General features: G+C 49.3%; 16 protein-coding genes and 1 pseudogene. 7 read left to right on the top strand and 10 right to left on the bottom strand.

From position 1 onward, the window contains the following. Window positions 1-3: 3 nt before the first annotated feature. The 4 genes from ACM1PF_RS27325 to ACM1PF_RS27310 form a co-directional block, all read right to left on the bottom strand. Window positions 4-747 (bottom strand): dienelactone hydrolase family protein, encoded by a 744-nt coding sequence (locus ACM1PF_RS27325; protein WP_416669197.1) that lies wholly within the window; start codon window positions 745-747, stop codon window positions 4-6. 39 nt (window positions 748-786) lie between these two features. Further along, window positions 787-1,188: a type II toxin-antitoxin system VapC family toxin gene (locus tag ACM1PF_RS27320; protein ID WP_416669195.1), complete on the bottom strand. Its 402-nt coding sequence runs from the start codon at window positions 1,186-1,188 to the stop codon at window positions 787-789. Further along, entirely contained in the window at window positions 1,188-1,475 is a 288-nt protein-coding gene (locus ACM1PF_RS27315) for a hypothetical protein (protein ID WP_416669193.1), read from the bottom strand. The genes ACM1PF_RS27320 and ACM1PF_RS27315 overlap by 1 nt, the downstream gene beginning before the upstream one ends. Window positions 1,476-1,663: 188 nt before the next feature. Beyond that, on the bottom strand, window positions 1,664-2,650 hold the full coding sequence (locus ACM1PF_RS27310) for a DUF4365 domain-containing protein (RefSeq protein WP_416669191.1): 987 nt from the start codon (window positions 2,648-2,650) through the stop codon (window positions 1,664-1,666). A 273-nt stretch (window positions 2,651-2,923) separates the two neighbouring features. Here ACM1PF_RS27310 and ACM1PF_RS27305 point away from each other — a divergent pair, with 273 nt between their 5' ends. The 4 genes and pseudogenes from ACM1PF_RS27305 to mdh all read left to right on the top strand — a co-directional run bounded on the left by ACM1PF_RS27305 (window position 2,924) and on the right by mdh (window position 5,022). Next, window positions 2,924-3,175 carry a type II toxin-antitoxin system Phd/YefM family antitoxin gene (locus ACM1PF_RS27305; RefSeq protein WP_416669189.1) on the top strand — a complete coding sequence of 84 codons (252 nt, stop codon included), beginning with the start codon at window positions 2,924-2,926 and terminating at the stop codon, window positions 3,173-3,175. After that, window positions 3,172-3,612 (top strand): type II toxin-antitoxin system VapC family toxin, encoded by a 441-nt coding sequence (locus ACM1PF_RS27300; protein WP_416669187.1) that lies wholly within the window; start codon window positions 3,172-3,174, stop codon window positions 3,610-3,612. Before ACM1PF_RS27305 ends, ACM1PF_RS27300 begins: the two co-directional genes overlap by 4 nt. Window positions 3,613-3,781: 169 nt before the next feature. Further along, on the top strand, window positions 3,782-3,997 hold the full coding sequence (gene ndhO / locus ACM1PF_RS27295; protein ID WP_416669185.1) for an NAD(P)H-quinone oxidoreductase subunit O: 216 nt from the start codon (window positions 3,782-3,784) through the stop codon (window positions 3,995-3,997). Between the two features lie 70 nt (window positions 3,998-4,067). Next, window positions 4,068-5,022: pseudogene (gene mdh, locus ACM1PF_RS27290) on the top strand (malate dehydrogenase). Window positions 5,023-5,048: 26 nt separating this feature from the next. Here the strand turns inward: mdh and gorA are convergent. After that, window positions 5,049-6,386, bottom strand: a complete 1,338-nt coding sequence (gene gorA, locus ACM1PF_RS27285) for a glutathione-disulfide reductase (protein ID WP_416669184.1) — start codon at window positions 6,384-6,386, stop codon at window positions 5,049-5,051. 477 nt (window positions 6,387-6,863) lie between these two features. On the opposite strand from gorA, the gene ACM1PF_RS27280 reads away from it, so the two are divergent. Then, window positions 6,864-7,343 (top strand): GNAT family N-acetyltransferase, encoded by a 480-nt coding sequence (locus ACM1PF_RS27280; protein ID WP_416669182.1) that lies wholly within the window; start codon window positions 6,864-6,866, stop codon window positions 7,341-7,343. 5 nt (window positions 7,344-7,348) lie between these two features. Here the strand turns inward: ACM1PF_RS27280 and ACM1PF_RS27275 are convergent, their stop codons facing one another. From ACM1PF_RS27275 to ACM1PF_RS27265, 3 genes are all read right to left on the bottom strand, one after another. Continuing rightward, window positions 7,349-8,317, bottom strand: coding sequence for a carbonic anhydrase (locus ACM1PF_RS27275; protein WP_416669180.1), 969 nt, complete (start codon window positions 8,315-8,317; stop codon window positions 7,349-7,351). Between the two features lie 337 nt (window positions 8,318-8,654). Then, window positions 8,655-9,086 carry a hypothetical protein gene (locus ACM1PF_RS27270; protein ID WP_416669178.1) on the bottom strand — a complete coding sequence of 144 codons (432 nt, stop codon included), beginning with the start codon at window positions 9,084-9,086 and terminating at the stop codon, window positions 8,655-8,657. A 187-nt stretch (window positions 9,087-9,273) separates the two neighbouring features. Continuing rightward, on the bottom strand, window positions 9,274-10,617 hold the full coding sequence (locus ACM1PF_RS27265; RefSeq protein WP_416669176.1) for an IS200/IS605 family accessory protein TnpB-related protein: 1,344 nt from the start codon (window positions 10,615-10,617) through the stop codon (window positions 9,274-9,276). Window positions 10,618-10,652: 35 nt separating this feature from the next. On the opposite strand from ACM1PF_RS27265, the gene tnpA reads away from it, so the two are divergent. Next, window positions 10,653-11,066 (top strand): IS200/IS605 family transposase, encoded by a 414-nt coding sequence (gene tnpA, locus ACM1PF_RS27260; protein ID WP_416669175.1) that lies wholly within the window; start codon window positions 10,653-10,655, stop codon window positions 11,064-11,066. 623 nt (window positions 11,067-11,689) lie between these two features. After that, window positions 11,690-12,859: an IS630 family transposase gene (locus ACM1PF_RS27255; protein WP_416666321.1), complete on the top strand. Its 1,170-nt coding sequence runs from the start codon at window positions 11,690-11,692 to the stop codon at window positions 12,857-12,859. Here ACM1PF_RS27255 and ppsA read toward each other — a convergent pair. Further along, window positions 12,830-15,379: a phosphoenolpyruvate synthase gene (gene ppsA, locus ACM1PF_RS27250; protein WP_416669173.1), complete on the bottom strand. Its 2,550-nt coding sequence runs from the start codon at window positions 15,377-15,379 to the stop codon at window positions 12,830-12,832. The genes ACM1PF_RS27255 and ppsA overlap by 30 nt on opposite strands. A 707-nt stretch (window positions 15,380-16,086) precedes the next feature. Beyond that, the gene (locus ACM1PF_RS27245) at window positions 16,087-16,629 is read right to left on the bottom strand and encodes a CPBP family intramembrane glutamic endopeptidase (protein WP_416676813.1); all 543 of its coding nucleotides are present in this window, start codon (window positions 16,627-16,629) and stop codon (window positions 16,087-16,089) included. Window positions 16,630-16,727 lie beyond the last annotated feature (98 nt).

Genomic DNA, 16,727 nt, shown 5'->3' with positions numbered 1-16,727 from the left:
GACTTATTCTGTAACAGGGGCAAAGACCTGACTGAAGAACGCGATAATTTCTGCCCAGGCGGCATCGGTGGTGGCTGGATCATAGCGATGCCCATCGTCGCGCATGAAGGTGTGGTCTGCCTCGTAGAGGAAGGTTTTGTGGGAGACTTTCGCCTCATCTAACGCTGCGAGAATAATCTGGCGACCCTCGGGGGGCACGTGGGGGTCAACCGTGCCAAAGATGGTCAAGACTTGTCCTTTGAGTTCATTCACCCGCTGAAGGGTATCAGCAACGCCTCGTCCTAACTTCCCGTTGTGGATTCCGGTGGGATAGCAACAGGCTGCCGCTTTGACCATCGGATTCAGGGCTGCCCGAAACGCCAAATGTCCGCCAATGCAAAAGCCGATCGTGCCCAATTCAGAGACATTGCTTTCGGCAGTCAACCAATCCAATACTGCCACCGCATCCGCATCGTAGTCCTCGATCGCTGTCCGCCTTGCTGCATCATTTCCCCGCAGTCGCCCTAAATCATTCGGCTCAATTACGGTTCCGATCGGCTCGATGCGATGAAAAATCTCTGGCGCGGCAACCACATACCCATATCCAGCCAGGCGATCGGCGAGGTGAGTGATCGGTCTGCCTAACTGATAAATGTCAGAGTAAAACAAAATGCCCGGATACTGTCCCTCTGGTTTGGGAGCCGCAACGTAAACCCGCATCAGGCTGTCATCCACCGTTAACCCAATATTGCGTGTGGTAATCTGCACTTCGCTACTCCACAAAGTTTGAGGCAGTATAACAAGAAACTAGCTGGTTGGCTGTAGTAAGCGCACAAAGCCCTCTTGCTCAAAGTGGCGATCGGTGGTTAGTCCCTCAGTAATTCTGTGTTGGCGCATCAAAACGAAGCTAACTGCATCACATAGAGAATAGGTTTTATCCTGTCTTGCCATCAACAACTGAACTGCTGCTCGATGCAAAGATTCGTCAACCCAAACCGTTTGTATATCTGGGCTATCCAGTAGATCAACCACAAAGGCAAGAACGAGGGAACGAGAAAAACGCCTTGCATTTGCTAATGCAACATACTCAGCCATGACATAGCTATGAGTGAGGCGACTATCCGCTTTCCGATATGCAGCCAGAGCTTGTGTATGAAGAGGTTCAGCTTGATAATGCAGACATAGTAATCCAGAAGTATCGATGAGCATTACTCATCCTCATCAGTATTCGCATACTCTTTGGCTAAATCTGCATCAATACTTTCGTTGTCGGAACTCGTTGTATTGCCTAAATTAAGCGTTCCAAAGTGACGCTCGAATCTAGTTCGTGCGGTTTCCCTGTTGGCTTCATCAGCAGGCAACTCGGAGATTGGAGTAAACTGTTGCTCTATCAGTAGAGCGGCTAAATGCTCTGGAGCAACACCAGCTTTTGCTGCCTGCTTCTGAATTGCTGCAAACACCTGCTCACTGATCTCAAGCGTTAGAATTTGGCTCATACAAGTTCTGAAACACTACCAAGTCCATTGTATTCTTCAGCCTTTGTCAGGGTTGCTTTTTCTACAGCCGATCGCAGGCACTAGCCCTCAAAGTACTTGTGTTCGCAGGAAGCAAAACGAACTAGGATGTTTTGTCGGGCGATCGGACTAAACCCTAACTGTAACCCAACCAAAAATCTCAAAGAGCTTTACGCTCTGTAATACTTGCTGCTAAATCCCACAGATAGCGGTGCGCCCTCATAATGACAAGATACACCAATCTTTAACCTTCTCTTATGGTCGTAGTAGGTGTGAAAGTGTGTCTGTTTGCGGGCTAATTCTAACTCGGATGGATTAATACTTAATACACCTAAAATTGCTTCAGAGTCGAACGGGCGATTTTGACTCCAAGGTGCAGTTCTTTTAAGTTCAACATCCACATAGTTAATAAAGTTTCCTTCTGCTTCCAACAGCATGTGAGCTTCTTCGGAGTCAACAATGATATTGCCCACTTCATTAGGAGTACTACTAACTGCTCTTGCGGCATCTGCAATAGGCATTCCAATATACTGAAAAGGTCGGTGGAAAGGTGCGCTCAAAACATACAATCCATAGTCGGTGGCTCTATTTACTGCATTTGCAAGCGTTAACGTGCCGAGATAATCACCATTTTTAGGAGTAGCAGATGCTTGGGAATTGACAATTGAAACTAGTTGGCTTGGTAGAGTAATTATATTTTGCTCAAAGCGGTTTTTAATAGGAACTGAGATTGAAACTGTCTGTTGGTTTTGCCAGCTTTTACCGAGTAAGCTAAGAAAATCTTGAGGGAATGACCAATAAAAAACGCTGTTTTGGCAGTCAACGATAACTAGAAACGTTGGATTTGATTGAAGTAACCAATAATTGAGAGTTGTTACTTTAACGGGAAATGTGATTGAGTTGCTTTCTACTTTCGATTCTTCTTTTCCTTTGCATTGAATATTAAATAGCTTTCCGGTTGGGTGCTCCCCCTCCATGATTTCACATATGAAGTCAATGCCTAGATCTCTATCTTGAGGGACGGGAATAACGTTACAAAATTTGGCAAGAACAGAACTTAGGAGGTCAGCAGCACTGACACCAATCTTTTGGGACTTAGTACGTTTGGGTAGGTTGGTCATTACGATGCCATAGATTTTTCGATAATCGTAGCTCAACTACTGGTTTCATTCCCATACCAAAATTCTCTACCACCGATCGCATCCCCATCACTCAGCTTCAAGAATCGATCGAAAAATTCAGGCGTAGAATAGCTGATTCTAATTCTCAGCCGTCAATGCAGTCACTAAAATACCAATTTGTGCAACGTCATAAGCACAGTTCACTCGCCAATTCGCTCAATATCATTCCATGCATCACAATTACCCCCGACGTAATTGTTCCATCTCAGGCTAAAATCTAGACAGTCTAGCTAGAAATCCCTGAACACCATGACCTCCTGGCAACTCCAAGAAGCCAAAAACAAACTCTCCGAGCTAATCGATCGAACCCTATCCGAAGGCCCCCAAATCATCACCCGCCACGGTGTTGAAGTCGCTGTAGTCATGCCCTTTGCCCAATACAAAAAACTCACTGCCCCCCCGCAGCCTTTGGGAGACTTCTTCCTCGCCTCACCGCTGCGCCACAGCGAACTGAACCTGGAACGGAATTCCAGCACCCAGCTCCGCCAACTTGAGCTATGACCCCATCAGCGATGACCCTACGCTATTTGCTCGATACCTGCGTTATTTCTGAATTCGTCAAGCCTAATCCCGCACCCAAAGTCATTGATTGGCTCAATGCCGTTGATCCGGAGCAAGTCTTTCTCAGTGCCGTTACCATTGGCGAAATTCAATTCGGCATTAGCAACCGCCCCCCATCCAATCGGCGCACCGAGCTAGAGATCTGGCTCAACGAATCCCTCTTCCATCAATTTGCCAACCGAATTCTGTCCCTGGATACCAACGTGTTTTTAACGTGGGGACAGACAACGGCCCAACAGCGACAGCAGGGAACGCCCATGAGCGTAATGGACTCTCTCATTGCAGCCGTAGCCCTGCACCACAAGATGGTACTTGTGACCCGCAATGTATCAGATTTCACCCACAGGGAACTGAGCCTGCTCAACCCCTGGGAATGAATCAGTTCTCAGCCCTTAACCCTACAGGCTCACGCCCACGCTCCGCGAGAGGACTCGAAGGCGATTGGGTTCCGGGTCTACTTCTCCACCTCTCCCCTGCCGCAGGGCGCAAAAAACCGTTACAATTTGGGGCTAGAATATTGCATAAGCTGGATTTGAGGGAAGAGCAATGGCAGTAAAAAGAGGCGACATCGTCCGCGCAGTACGGGAAAAATTGGAAAACAGTATTGAAGCCCAGTCCAGTGATGCCCGCTTCCCAGAGTACCTGTTCAAAACCAAAGGGGAAGTGGTGGAAACTAAGGGAGATTATGTTTTTGTGAAGTTTGGTTACGTCCCCACGCCTGGCTTTTGGTTGCGGGCAGACCAATTGGAAAAGGTTGGTTAATTTCTGGCTAAGGAGCAGGGAAGAAAGGGCAAGATCGAACCAGAACCCTTAGTAAGAGTCGATCGCCCCTATGACCGCTTCACCTTTAACCTGTCGTCCTACCCGCGTTTCTATCGTTGGTGCAGGCAATGTGGGGAGTACGTTAGCCCAACGCATTGCCGAAAAGAATTTGGCCGATGTCGTACTGCTTGACATTGTGCCGGGTCGTCCAGAGGGAATTGCCCTGGATTTAGTTGAGGCAAGTGCGATCGAACGTCACGATCGCAAAGTTATTGGTGCAAAGGACTACGCCGCAACCCATGACTCCGACATCGTTGTAATTACCGCCGGATTGCCTCGCCGCGGGGATGAGCCGGGATGATCTCACCCGCACCAATGCCCATATTGTGATTGAAGCCACTAAGCAGGCAATCACCCATTCGCCCAACGCCATTTTTATCATCGTCACAAACCCTCTGGATGTCATGACCTACATCGCCTGGAAGGTCAGCGGTCTTCCGTCCCATCGCGTCATGGGAATGGCAGGCATTTTGGACTCAGCCCGATTTCAGACCTTCATTGCCATGGAATTAGGGGTTTCCGCGATCGATGTACGGGCAATGGTTCTGGGCAGTCATGGAGATTTGATGGTTCCCCTGCCCCGCTATTCCACTGTGAGCGGCATTCCCATTACTGAATTGATGGACAGTGCCACGATCGAGCGGTTAGTCGATCGAACTCGGAACGGGGGAGCAGAAATTGTAGAACTGCTGAAAACGGGGGGAGCGTACTATGCGCCAGCCTCTTCCGCCTACGTGATGGTGGAAACGATTTTGCTGAACCAACCCCGGATTTTGCCGATCGCCGCTTACCTGGAAGGAAAGTATGGTTTGAACGACTTATTTATTGGGGTGCCGACCCGGTTGGGCTGTGGTGGGGTGGAGGAGATCGTGGAGCTTCCCCTGACGGAAGAGGAACAGGCTGCCCTGTATGCATCGGCGGATGTGGTGCGCAAGGGATTGGATCAAGCCTTGGATTTGCTGTAACCATTGCCGATCGCCAGCCAGATGATTCAGGAAAACAGTTCTTCAGCAGAGGTAGGATGAATGCCAATCAGGTTAGAAAAAGCTTGTTTGGTCATGCCATTCTGCATTGCTAGAGCGGCTCCTTGAATCATCTCCGCAGCATGTTCACCTACGATGTGTAGCCCCAACACGCGATCGGTTTTCTTGTGGATGACGAACTTCATCATTGTCATCTCAGGGGATTCGCTTAAGCTGTAAACTAGAGGACGAAATTCTGTTCGATCGCAGATGATTTGTTCATCTCCAAACTGTTCCTTTGCTTTGGATTCCGTCATTCCCACTGCGGCCGCTTCCGGTCGCGCAAAGACCGCTGAGGGAATGGAATCATACTCAATCTGGCGACGCTGGCCGCCAAACAACGTATCGGCAACTGCATGGCCTTCGGCAATCGCTACGGGAGTCAGCGGCAAACGACTGCTACAGTCCCCGATCGCATAGATATTGGGTTGATTCGTACAGTAATAGTCATCCACCTCGATCGCTTTTTGGCTGAATTCCACCTCTGCTTGCTCCAGCCTCAGTCCTTCCAGATTGGGCGATCGACCCACAGCACAAAGAACCACATCGGCGACCAGCGAACCAGACTCTTCTCCTGACAGAGTTAGCTCTAAACCATTGGCTCCCTTTTGGATTGCTGTAGCCGTTGTATCGCACAGACTGTTAATCCCGCGTTGGCGCAGTGCATCCCGCAAGGTTTGAGTCAGATCGCCATCAAATCCAGGAAGAATACAGGACTCCCGATTCAGGATTGCAACTTCACAGCCAAACCCACGCATCATGCTGGCAAATTCAACGCCAATATATCCGCCCCCAACAATCACCAACCGTTCAGGCAACCTGGGTAGATGGAAAATATCCCGTGATGTAATGGTATGCTCGATACCCTCAATGTCTGGCAGAATCGGCTTTCCGCCCACTGCAATCAGGATTTTGTCCGCCTGAATCGTTTGATCTTCCACCTGCACCGTATGGGCATCCACAAAGCAGGCATGACCCTGAATTCGATCGACCCCTGCCTTAGAGAGGGACGTTTCGTGTACTTGCCGCAGCCGTTCCAACTCCCGATCTCTCGCCTGCACAAAGTCCGACCAATTGAACTCAGCCTGAATCTGCCAGCCGTAGCTCCGCGCCAGCTTAACTTGGTGGGCAACATCCGATGCATACACCATCAACTTTTTAGGAATACAGCCCCGGTTAACGCACGTTCCGCCCCAGTGCTTCTGTTCCACGATCGCCACTCGAACGCCGTGTTGAGCTGCTCGTTTCGCCGCTGCCAGTCCGCCAGAGCCACCACCGATTACCAGAAGATCATAGGTGTAATGCATAAATGAATTAGTTTTTCCCGTAAAACAACCTTAAAACAAGACGTAATCTTGCTGAACGAAAACCCCTTTTAGGCTAAGGGGTCAGGTAAGAATACTCCACTGTCTCCAGAGGGATTGTTTAGACAAAAGAAGGGTTTGTCAGGAATGACCATCAGGTATATCCCTTTGCCCTGGCATCGCTAAGGATCATGGATTAAATAACCTGTAAAGCGTTTTACTTTGTTGACTGGGCGGGCAAGATGCCCACCCCACAAGAATTTCAGTCTATTTAATTCGCATTCCTAAGGTTTTTCTGGCAGGCAAGACTTCGACGTGAGTTCAGTCGAACGCTGCCCGCGCTACAGTACGATGCTCAAGCAAATTTATTTGAAGAAATTACGGAACGATCGGTTGAGTGCTTGAAATAAGTTCCATAACCTTCTCAACAAGCAGTATTCTCGTTCTTTTTTCAAACCTTTCACTTCATGCAAATCCCCTATGCAAATTAGAGAATTTCAACCTGCGGATGCCGATGAGCTGAGGACATTGTTTTACAACACGGTGCGTCAGGTGAACCGACGGGACTATTCACCCAGGCAAATTGAAGTCTGGTCTTCGGCCGCAAAGGATGAACAGACCTGGCACACGCGGCTGCAAACCGGGTGCATCTACGTCGCAGAAGCGGAAGGACAGGCGATCGGCTTCATTAGCTTTAAAGAGGATGGTTACATTGCCGCCCTGTTCTGTCATTGCGAGCATCAAAGAAAGGGAGTTGGCACCCAGTTACTTAACCATGTGGAACAGTTAGCCCGATCGCTGGGCATCGAACGCTTGTCCTCAGAAGTCAGTATTACGGCCCGTCCCTTTTCCTGCGTCATGGCTTCCGGGTCATGCAGTCCCAACTGGTTGAACGTCAGGGAGTCACCTTCCGCAATTTTTTCATGGAAAAGGTGCTCAAATGAACCGATCGCCCGGTGAACCGATTATCTCGCGCCTCGATAAATCCGATTGGCCTGTTCAGGAGAGAGCCACAGGTTTGACAGGTCAGACGAGCCATCCGAAGCAGCATAATCAGCGCGATCCGATGAACTGTTCTCCGATGGGGAAGCCTGGGAGGAGTTCTGACCTGAACCATTGCTGCGATGCAGGGTGACCTTGGATTGGCTGGATTGAGCAGTCTCCTCTTGCTCTTGCTCCCAACCCGGCATATCATCCAACTGGTAAAGGGGTAACTCACAGGCGATCGGTGAATTTTGCTTCCCTGAATACTGCGTTGCGGTATACCGTCCCGGTAGATCATCTCCACCCAGATCATGATCCTGAATCTGCATCTGAGGGGACATATAGGCATGGGTTTCTGGATCGTAGGCCAGCACCTCACCCGTTTCAATCAGATAAATCCAGGCGTAAAGCTTCAGCTTGCCCCGGAACAGCCGGGAATGGATCACCGGGTAGGTCTTCAAGTTCTCAATCTGGGTTAGAACGTTCTCAGCAACCGCAATTTCTAACAATTCCTCCTTGGTGTGACCCGTGGTGGCATAGTTTTCCATCACCAACCGCCGGGTCGCTTCAGCATGTTTCAGCCAGTCGTACACTAGGGGCATGGTCATTTCCAGTTCGCCCAGTTGCAGCAGCCCTTTCATCGCCCCACAGTGGGAGTGGCCGCAGACGACAATTTGCTGAATGTCCAGAGCTTGAACGGCATACTCAACCGCCGCCCCTTCTCCTCCATTCGCCGCGCCGTAGGGAGGAATAATATTGCCCGCATTGCGAATCACGAACAAATCGCCCAGGTCGGCATTGGTCATCAGGTTGGGAGCAACACGAGAGTCAGAGCAGGTAATGAACAGCACTCTGGGATGCTGCATATGGGCAAGCTGTTCGAGCAGTTCGATGTGAGTTGAGACATACTCTGCTCGAAATTGCTTCAATCCTTTAACCAGTTTCCGCATGATCAGTTAGGCCCCTCTGTCTGACAACGTTCCCCCTGCTTGAAAATTGTCGCGCAAAAGGTTCCCTCTGGGGAGGTTAATAAGATATACAAAGCTGTTAAACGGTATGTGAATTACTTATGCGTTTTTCAAAGCAGTTGACGGGCAAGACTTCGGCTTAAGCTCAGCTCGAAAGCTCAGGAGTTCGGCGAAGACTTCGGCGTGAGCCCTTCGGATCTCGGCGTGAGCTCGGTCGAACGCTCAGTCGAACGCTCAGTCGAGCCGTCGAAACGCTGCCCACCCCATCAGAATTTCAGATTATTCAATTCGCCTTCCTCAGGATAACCAGTCCATATAACTAGGCCACCGCTGCCTGTTCAAACGATCGCAGCAGATGATTCCGCCCTAGTTCCACATCCTCAGGGCTGCACTGCCAATCGGGATGAGCGGTCATCAGAAAACTTTCGATGGTTTCCTGATCAAATAGGTGCCAGATTGCTGCGCCATTCACTTCCCCTGCGATCGCATAGCAATTCTCGGCAATGCAATAGATTTGGGTTGGAGTGGAGTAGGTACTCAGGGTCAGCGTTTCCCCTGGAAGGAGTGCCCGAAACGCCAAAACCGTCCGCTTAAATTCCGTTACAGAAGTCAGAAGTCCTGGAATGGTAACCACCTGACTTTCATCACCATTGACGTTGATCCAATATCGCCGCACTGGGTCAACCCCTACCAGCCAGGGAAGTTCATCATCCAAACGGTAGCGCGGTGATAAGGGAAACAAAGAATGCATAGATCGACAACCATAAACAACCTTCCTACTAGGATCGAGAGAAATCCCCTGAAATATCAAGGTTACTTAACTAAACGTTAAAAAAATCCAATGATTGATGAACTTTTGTAAATCCATAGATTTTTCCAGGGTAAATGTTAAAGATGAAGCTCACACCACCTACTAACGCGAGGTGGTGGTGTCGGTGCTAACCTGTAACTATCTGATTAGTCCACAGGTCACACAAACAAGCCCAGCTTCTAGGCGAGTGTCGGGAACTTTTGCCTGAACACCCCTCACTGTCCTTTCGGCAAGTGAGCTTAAGAATCCCTCTGGCAGCGATATTGTGAGAGCCGTTCAGGTCTGCTGAATATCGCTTGCCAGAAGAGAATTTAGCCAGAGCATAGTTTTTAGAGTCGCGCCGCACAACACCAGACCCGTCATACGCCAACTTCGAGGTATAAGCAGCAATCACATCTATTGTCTTGCCACCCACCTCTTGCCACTTCATTTCGCTGTGTTGGCGAATCATTGCCTTGAGCCAACCATGAAAGCGTTGTCGCAAGGTAGAACGTTTCCGTCCCCCCGTTGCCTTCCACCCTTTCAGGTTCTCAAACACAATCGCTTGAGTGTTGAACGCTTTGGCAATTTGCACAATCCGCTTCGAGACGAGGTGGGCAATTTGCTGGTTGATGTGACGGCACTTGCGATAGGTGTTGGAGCAAAACCCTTTTTGCAGCTTGCCCCCTTTGCCCATCGTCTGACTTGCTCTGACTGAAACCGACTTCAGGCGTTGATCTCTGCGGTCTATGTCTCTTCCAGGGTGAATGAATTCACGATGGATTACAGTACCGCAAACCGTCACGACTGAAACCGTTGCTGTCGTGTTAATCCCCAAATCTACAGCAACCACATTTTGGTCGGGTTGCCGCTTTTCGGGGTGACACTCAAACGGAACAGAGAGATGACACGCCTGTTGATTGAAAATCAACGATGGAGACAGCAACTTATTGCTATTTACTGTGTGCCGCTCTCTCAGTCCTGATATTTGAACCGTTGTCCAAACCCAGTCTGTTCCAGTAAATACCTTGATTTCTACCTGCTCCAGTCCGTGTAGCTTGTAGCACTGCCCTTTGTACAACACCGGGTAGCATCCAGTATTTGCATTCAGGGCAGGAGGTTTAGCATCTCGTCGCTTGCGAGTTCCTGATTGCCATTCCTGATAACGGGTGACAAAGCTACTAACTTGCCCAACAGCAAAAAGAATTGCGGCTCTGCGGTAATAACTGGGGAACTTGTGAAACACCTTGTCAATGCAAGGATATTTTACATTTGGGTTTTGACTTGTCGCATGGATTAGCCGTTCTACAGCAGGTACAACTTGCTGGTTCGACAGTCCTCCTAATTGCGCCCAATGGGTGAAAACGATGCCCACCAAATGACGACACAAACGGCGATAAACCTTAACCGTTTCGGCAAACAACAACCGCTGCTCACCAGTCGGCTTCAGGCTCCATTTGTCTGTTCTAATGATGGGCTTTCGTTTTATCATGAAGCAATTGTACTACTATAGTGTTAGTTTTGTCTATGCGGCTAAAACCCTATGGTCACTGCCTTGGCTCTCTTATTGTGCATATCGTGTTCGTGACAAAATATCGTCATCCTGTCATTACAACCGAGGTGGAGGCTCGACTCCAATCAATGATGTCTAAGCTTTGCCAAACGCAGAAATGCACATTACTTGAATGCAAGGCAGACCTGGGAAGTAACGACCACATTCATCTGTTGGTAGAGATGGCTCCTGATATTGCGCTGTCCAGATTGGTCAACATCCTTAAAACAATTACCAGTCGGGAAATCCGCAAAGAGTATCGGGAGTTTCTGAAACCTTATTACTGGAAGCCCGTGTTCTGGAAGCGTGGATATGGATTCGTTTCTAGTGGTGGGGCAAGTCTGGATGTACTGAAACGGTACATTGAAAATCAGGGTTATGAGGATTAACCTGGACTGGCAACTCCGCTTCGCTCCTTTGCCTCGCCCGAACCCCACCCTGCTAACGCGAGGATGGAGAGTGCGGCCTACCTTTGTTCAAATGGATCCAGGTTCTTCTGTAGGTTGGTTGCCCTGGAGCGTATCAACACCAACTTAAGTTTTGATCGTACCTTGTGTGATTTCTACAAAAGCATCAAAATCGAAACTGATCCTTTTTGGAAAATTGTACCTCCTCGATTTGTTTGGCTACGAAGTTTGTTTTTTGTTATGGGGTTGCTATTTATTTGGTGGTGGGCCACCACGAGAGCTACCTCTCCTCCAACCGATTGTTTCAGTTACCAAAATCACATTGAATGCCGTTGAAGCATGACTTGCTTACAACAAAAAGGAGCTTCCCTACAGGAAACGAAAACCTAGCCTAAGATTCCGTAGAATAGGCGAAGAGCAGCGATCGTGCTTATTCCACGAAAGTTATGAGAGCATCGGGTGTATCCCAATTTTGCATTTGCATTAGAAATCATCCACTGGCAGGCAAGATGCCTGCGCTACGGAAATTGATCACGTTCAAATTGGGATACTCCCGAGAGCATCATTCCTTTAAGAATCCCTAGTGTGACTTCACCGAAGCTATTGTGCAATTGGTGAGAGCAGAAGTTACGCTAGGATTAACAACTTTTAATTTGCTGATTGTCCTGATGCTTCCCCCCCTATACGTGCGTCCCTTGAGTGAGACTGAGCAAACAGCCCTCGAACAGGGATTGCGATCTAAAAATGCCTTTACCCTACGCCGTTGCCAAATTCTGCTTGCCAGTGCCCGAGGAACTCAAGCCAGAGAAATTGCTGCTGCGGTCGGTTGCAGTGTTCAGACTGTTCGCAATACCATACGTGCCTTCCATCAGCAGGGATTAGCTTGTTTGCAAGCCCAATCGAGTCGCCCTAAAACGGTCAAACCCATCTTTGATCAGGACAAGCGTGCTCAGTTACATCAGTTGCTGCATGCCAATCCTCGGCACTATGGCAAATCTCGTTCCACCTGGACGTTGGACTTGCTAGCAGAGGTGGCTCATGAGCAAGGTCTCACCGAGCATCAGGTGAGCCGTACCACGATTGAGGAAGCACTCAAAGCAATGGGGATTAGCTGGCGTCGAGCTAAAGCCTGGATTGTTTCTCCCGATGAGCAGTATGAGCTAAAAAAGCGGCAACGCGACCGCTTGATCCAGATGAGTGAGCAAAACCCAGATTGGGTGGTAGGATTTCTCGACGAGGTGTGGTGGAGTCGGCTGCGTGATCCAATGATGCACAGTTGGAGTGAGGAGGGTCAGCCATTGCAGTTGGTGGAGAAGACAGCTGACAAAGCTGAAACTGAGCCGAAGGCAATTGCTTGTTATGGCATTTACTTGAGAGCAGAGGCACAAATGTTATTGCGTTTTGTCGAGCAGCGCCCGGTCAGTGAGATCACCTGTCAATTTTTAGAGTGGGTCACGGCTCAAGTGAGCGAGATGGGAAAACGAGTCATGCCGTTGGTCTGGGACAATGCGAGCTGGCATGTCTCTAAACAAGTCCAGCAATGGATTAAACAACATAATGCACAAGTCAAACAAACTGGAAAGGGAGTGCGATTGATCGTGTGTCAGTTACCAGTAAAGAGTCCCTGGTTGAATGCGATTGAACCGAAGTGGATACATGCAAAACGAGCAATTGTAGAACCGCAACAGAAATTGAGTGTACAGGAATTAAAGACCAGAGTGTGTGGCTGGTTTGAATGTCCCTTGCTAGAACCCCTTGCAAAAAAGGTCTCCTGAAGTTGCACTAGCAGCCACTTCCGACTCGGTTTCTGCCACTTGCAGTAACATCTTCAGGACGGAATCGGGATTCAGGCTGATTGAATCAATGCCCAACTCCACCAGGAAGGCGGCAAAGTCAGGGTAGTCGCTGGGAGCCTGGCCACAGATTCCCACCTTGCGGTTAAACTGCTTGGCGGTTTCAATCACCCTGCGGATTTTCCGCTTCACCGCCTCGTTCCGTTCATCAAACAAATGAGCCACTAGGGCCGAATCTCGATCGATTCCCAGGGTCAATTGCGTCAGGTCATTCGAGCCGATCGAAAATCCGTCAAATACCTGCGCGAATTCATCCACCAGTTCCACATTGCTCGGCAGTTCGCACATGACGTAAACCTGCAAACCGTTTTCCCCTTGCTTCAGCCCATATTTTTCCATCTCTGCCAGCACTCTTCGTCCTTCTTCGGGGGTACGGCAGAAGGGAATCATGGGAATCAGGTTGGTTAAGCCCATCTCATCTCGAACGCGACGATGGGCCTCACATTCCAGCCCAAAGGCTTCAGCATACTTCGGGTCATAGTACCGGGAAGCTCCCCGCCAGCCCAGCATCGGGTTTTCTTCATCTGGCTCAAACTGCCTGCCGCCCAGTAAGTTGGCGTATTCATTACTCTTGAGGTCAGACATCCGCACAATCACGGGGTTGGGATAGAAAGCAGCCGCGATCGTGGCAATACCGCGAGCCAGTTTATCGACAAAGTAATCGGGTTTGTGGTCATACTGCTCCGTCAGGTTGTGAATATCCCACTTCGCCGCTTTATCTTTGAGCTGATCAAAGTGCAGCAGAGCCAGGGGATGAACCTGAATATGATTGGCGATGATGAACTCCGATCGGGCCAAACCCACGCCTTCACTGGGAATATAGGAAAGTTTGAACGCCTCCTGGGGATTGCCCACATTCATCAAAATCTTGGTACGGGTTTGCGGTAAGCTGTCTAGCTCGACTTCATCAATCTCAAAGGGGAGCAGTCCTGCATAGACCTGACCCTCTTCCCCTTCGGCGCAGGATACGGTGACTTCCTGTCCGTCCCGCAAGTCTTCCAGGACATGACCACAGCCGACGATCGCCGGAATTCCCAGCTCACGGGCAATGATGGCCGCATGGCAGGTGCGTCCCCCATGTTTCGTCACCACTGCGCTGGCTTTTTTCATGATCGGTTCCCAGTCTGGATCGGTCTTATCGGTGATCAGCACTTCCCCTTTATGGAACTGATCCAGATCCTCCACATCATTAATCACCCGTACCTGGCCCTGACCGATCAAGTCTCCTACGGCCCGACCCGTCGCCAGAAGGTTGCTTCGTTCCTTTAATCGGTAATGGCGCAGCGTATTGCTGGAGCGGCGGGACTGTACCGTTTCTGGGCGAGCCTGTACAATAAACAGTTCCCCCGTGACTCCATCCCTGGCCCATTCAATATCCATCGGGCTGTAGGAGCCGTGAACCTCAGAATAGTGGTCTTCAATGATGCAAGCCCATCGTGCCAGGGTGAGAATTTCGTCATCCTCCAGGGCAAACCTGTGCCGATCGCGGTTCGGCACAGGCACATTTTTGGTCAGCTTGCCGCCCCCCTCGTCGTAGATCATTTTGATCTCTTTACTGCCTAATCGCTTATCGAGAATGGGGTTAAATCCCTGCTTCAGGGTGGGTTTAAACACCAGGTATTCATCGGGGGTGACGGCTCCCTGCACCACATTTTCCCCTAATCCGTAGGCGGCCGTAATCAAGGCAGCGTTCTTAAATCCGGTTTCTGTGTCGATCGAGAACATGACCCCAGAGGTGGCCAAGTCCGATCGCACCATCTTCTGCACACCGACAGAAAGGGCCACATCGAAATGATCAAAGTTTTTAATCGCCCGGTAGGAAATGGCTCGATCGGTAAACAGCGAAGCAAAACAACGATGGCAGGCTTCCAAGACCGGCTTAATGCCGTAAACATTCAGGTATGTTTCTTGCTGTCCGGCAAAGCTGGCATCTGGTAAATCTTCCGCCGTTGCACTGGATCTAACCGCCACATCAATGCCACAGTTATAATCCCGATAGGCTTGCAGTTCAGTTCCCTCTAGCCGATCGCAAATGTCGTCATCACTGGCTCCATACCGTTCGCACATCTGAGTATAGGCGGCAACAATGGCATTCTCTAACTCAGGGGGAAAAGGCGTGTGCAAAACCATCGCACGAGCTTGTCGTCCTCGTTCCTGAAGGTTGCTGAGGTTTTCCACATCCAGGTCTGAAAATAATTCCCGCAGGCGATCGTCCAATCCTGCCCGTTGCATAAAGTAACGAAAGGCATGGGCGGTGGTGGCAAATCCAGAGGGGACATTCACGCCTTGCCCCGACAGTTGGCGAATCAGTTCTCCTAATGAAGCGTTTTTGCCGCCGACCAGGGAAATATCATGAATGCCAACTTCTTCGTACCAGAGGATGAATGCTGTTTCTCGATCGGTTTGATTCAGCGGGTGTTCAGACTGGTTCACAGTGTGCATAGCTACTCCTTAGGGACTCTGATGGAAATGAGCCGGTTCAAAGATTCGGTTCAAAGATAAGGTCAGTCGCTCGAAAATGAATTTGCATTGATAGCAACACCTACGTTCGCTCCTCCTGAATCCCCCTTGAAAAGGGAGACTTCAAACCTTTTTTAGCTCGATTCCCCTTTTTAAGGGGGGCTAGGGGAGATCTATACATGGTTTGCGATCGACTGAAGGTGAGAGTGATTGATCGAATAGATTGAATCCTGAATTGCGTCTTGAGTTGAATCCAAGCCCCAAAATCATCGTTGAGACAGAATTAACTTTGAAGATGCTTAATGCTAATTTCAGTGCAGAACTGAGGGGCAATTCGATCGGTTTGACCCCCTAAAAACAGTGATATGCTTTGAGTTCAGCGGCCCCTCAGGAGCCAGAAAAAGGTTGATTCAGAACAAAATTCAATTCGTAAAAAATTGTGTTGTTAGATTCAGTTCATTGCTTCCATTATAGAAAGCTCGATTAAACAAAGACTTGACCTTAAAGTTTTGTGGTATTAAGCGGATTTCCCTGAGTCTAAGGCAAAACTGATTCAGATTGGTTCCTCCACTCGGTTGATTTTTGTTACTTCAACGGCAAAAAAATCATGCCTAAAAAAGCACTGCACCAAACAGTGCAAGTGGGGGAAATGTAGTGAAATGCAAGAGGATCGCAACAAAATTAAATGTTTAATTCGTTGTTTTCCAGATAGCGCTGGATAACAAATTTGTTGTGACATGGGCAATGATCGGCACCAGCAAATTTCCCGTTGCGATCGCACTGAATCCTAATACAGCCCCGATCGTCGTCGCCCAAATGACGTACGACCAATGCTTGCTGCCGCTAAAGTGCAACACGCCAAAACAGAGGCTAGAAATTGCCAACCCAAACCAGGTCAACCCGATCGCTGGCAGCATTACGCCGCGAAACAACAACTCTTCACTCATGCCAGGCAGTAACCCTAACCAGATCAAATCCGGCAATGCCAGGGGTTTTAGCACCAGTTCCAGATAGAAATCCGCACTTTGGCGATAATCGGCCCACAGTCGGTAGACGATCGAACTGGCTACGGTAATTCCCAGCCCAACGCCCAATCCCCATAGCAATGCCGAACTTGACCATTCCAGGGGAAGCATATTCGCTGATGAATCTAACGCCAGCCACAGCCGCGACACGATGAGCAGAATAATTGCTGTAACACCCATTGCGGTCAGGATTTGAATGCGACTCATGGGTTCAATATTGGGTTTTGGAGGGGTTTCTTCTGGCACGGCGCGATCGATCAAGGGGTACGTTTCTGATTCTAGCGAGATATAGTCTCAGAAAAATA

Origin of the sequence: Egbenema bharatensis FJBBOT/2019 (assembly GCF_048077055.1) — a bacterium.
Taxonomy (GTDB): Bacteria; Cyanobacteriota; Cyanobacteriia; order Elainellales; family Elainellaceae; genus Egbenema; species Egbenema bharatensis.
This window is presented reverse-complemented; position numbering and strand designations above follow the sequence as displayed.

Bases quoted from the DNA above. Each gene is read 5' to 3' on its own strand.
- ACM1PF_RS27320 (WP_416669195.1), bottom strand. From the start codon at position 1,188: ATGCTCATCGATACTTCTGGATTACTATGTCTGCATTATCAAGCTGAA.
- ACM1PF_RS27315 (WP_416669193.1), bottom strand. From the start codon at position 1,475: ATGAGCCAAATTCTAACGCTTGAGATCAGTGAGCAGGTGTTTGCAGCA.
- ACM1PF_RS27305 (WP_416669189.1), top strand. From the start codon at position 2,924: ATGACCTCCTGGCAACTCCAAGAAGCCAAAAACAAACTCTCCGAGCTA.
- ACM1PF_RS27300 (WP_416669187.1), top strand. From the start codon at position 3,172: ATGACCCCATCAGCGATGACCCTACGCTATTTGCTCGATACCTGCGTT.
- ndhO (WP_416669185.1), top strand. From the start codon at position 3,782: ATGGCAGTAAAAAGAGGCGACATCGTCCGCGCAGTACGGGAAAAATTG.
- gorA (WP_416669184.1), bottom strand. From the start codon at position 6,386: ATGCATTACACCTATGATCTTCTGGTAATCGGTGGTGGCTCTGGCGGA.
- ACM1PF_RS27280 (WP_416669182.1), top strand. From the start codon at position 6,864: ATGCAAATTAGAGAATTTCAACCTGCGGATGCCGATGAGCTGAGGACA.
- ACM1PF_RS27275 (WP_416669180.1), bottom strand. From the start codon at position 8,317: ATGCGGAAACTGGTTAAAGGATTGAAGCAATTTCGAGCAGAGTATGTC.
- ACM1PF_RS27270 (WP_416669178.1), bottom strand. From the start codon at position 9,086: ATGCATTCTTTGTTTCCCTTATCACCGCGCTACCGTTTGGATGATGAA.
- ACM1PF_RS27265 (WP_416669176.1), bottom strand. From the start codon at position 10,617: ATGATAAAACGAAAGCCCATCATTAGAACAGACAAATGGAGCCTGAAG.
- tnpA (WP_416669175.1), top strand. From the start codon at position 10,653: ATGCGGCTAAAACCCTATGGTCACTGCCTTGGCTCTCTTATTGTGCAT.
- ppsA (WP_416669173.1), bottom strand. From the start codon at position 15,379: ATGCACACTGTGAACCAGTCTGAACACCCGCTGAATCAAACCGATCGA.
- ACM1PF_RS27245 (WP_416676813.1), bottom strand. From the start codon at position 16,629: ATGAGTCGCATTCAAATCCTGACCGCAATGGGTGTTACAGCAATTATT.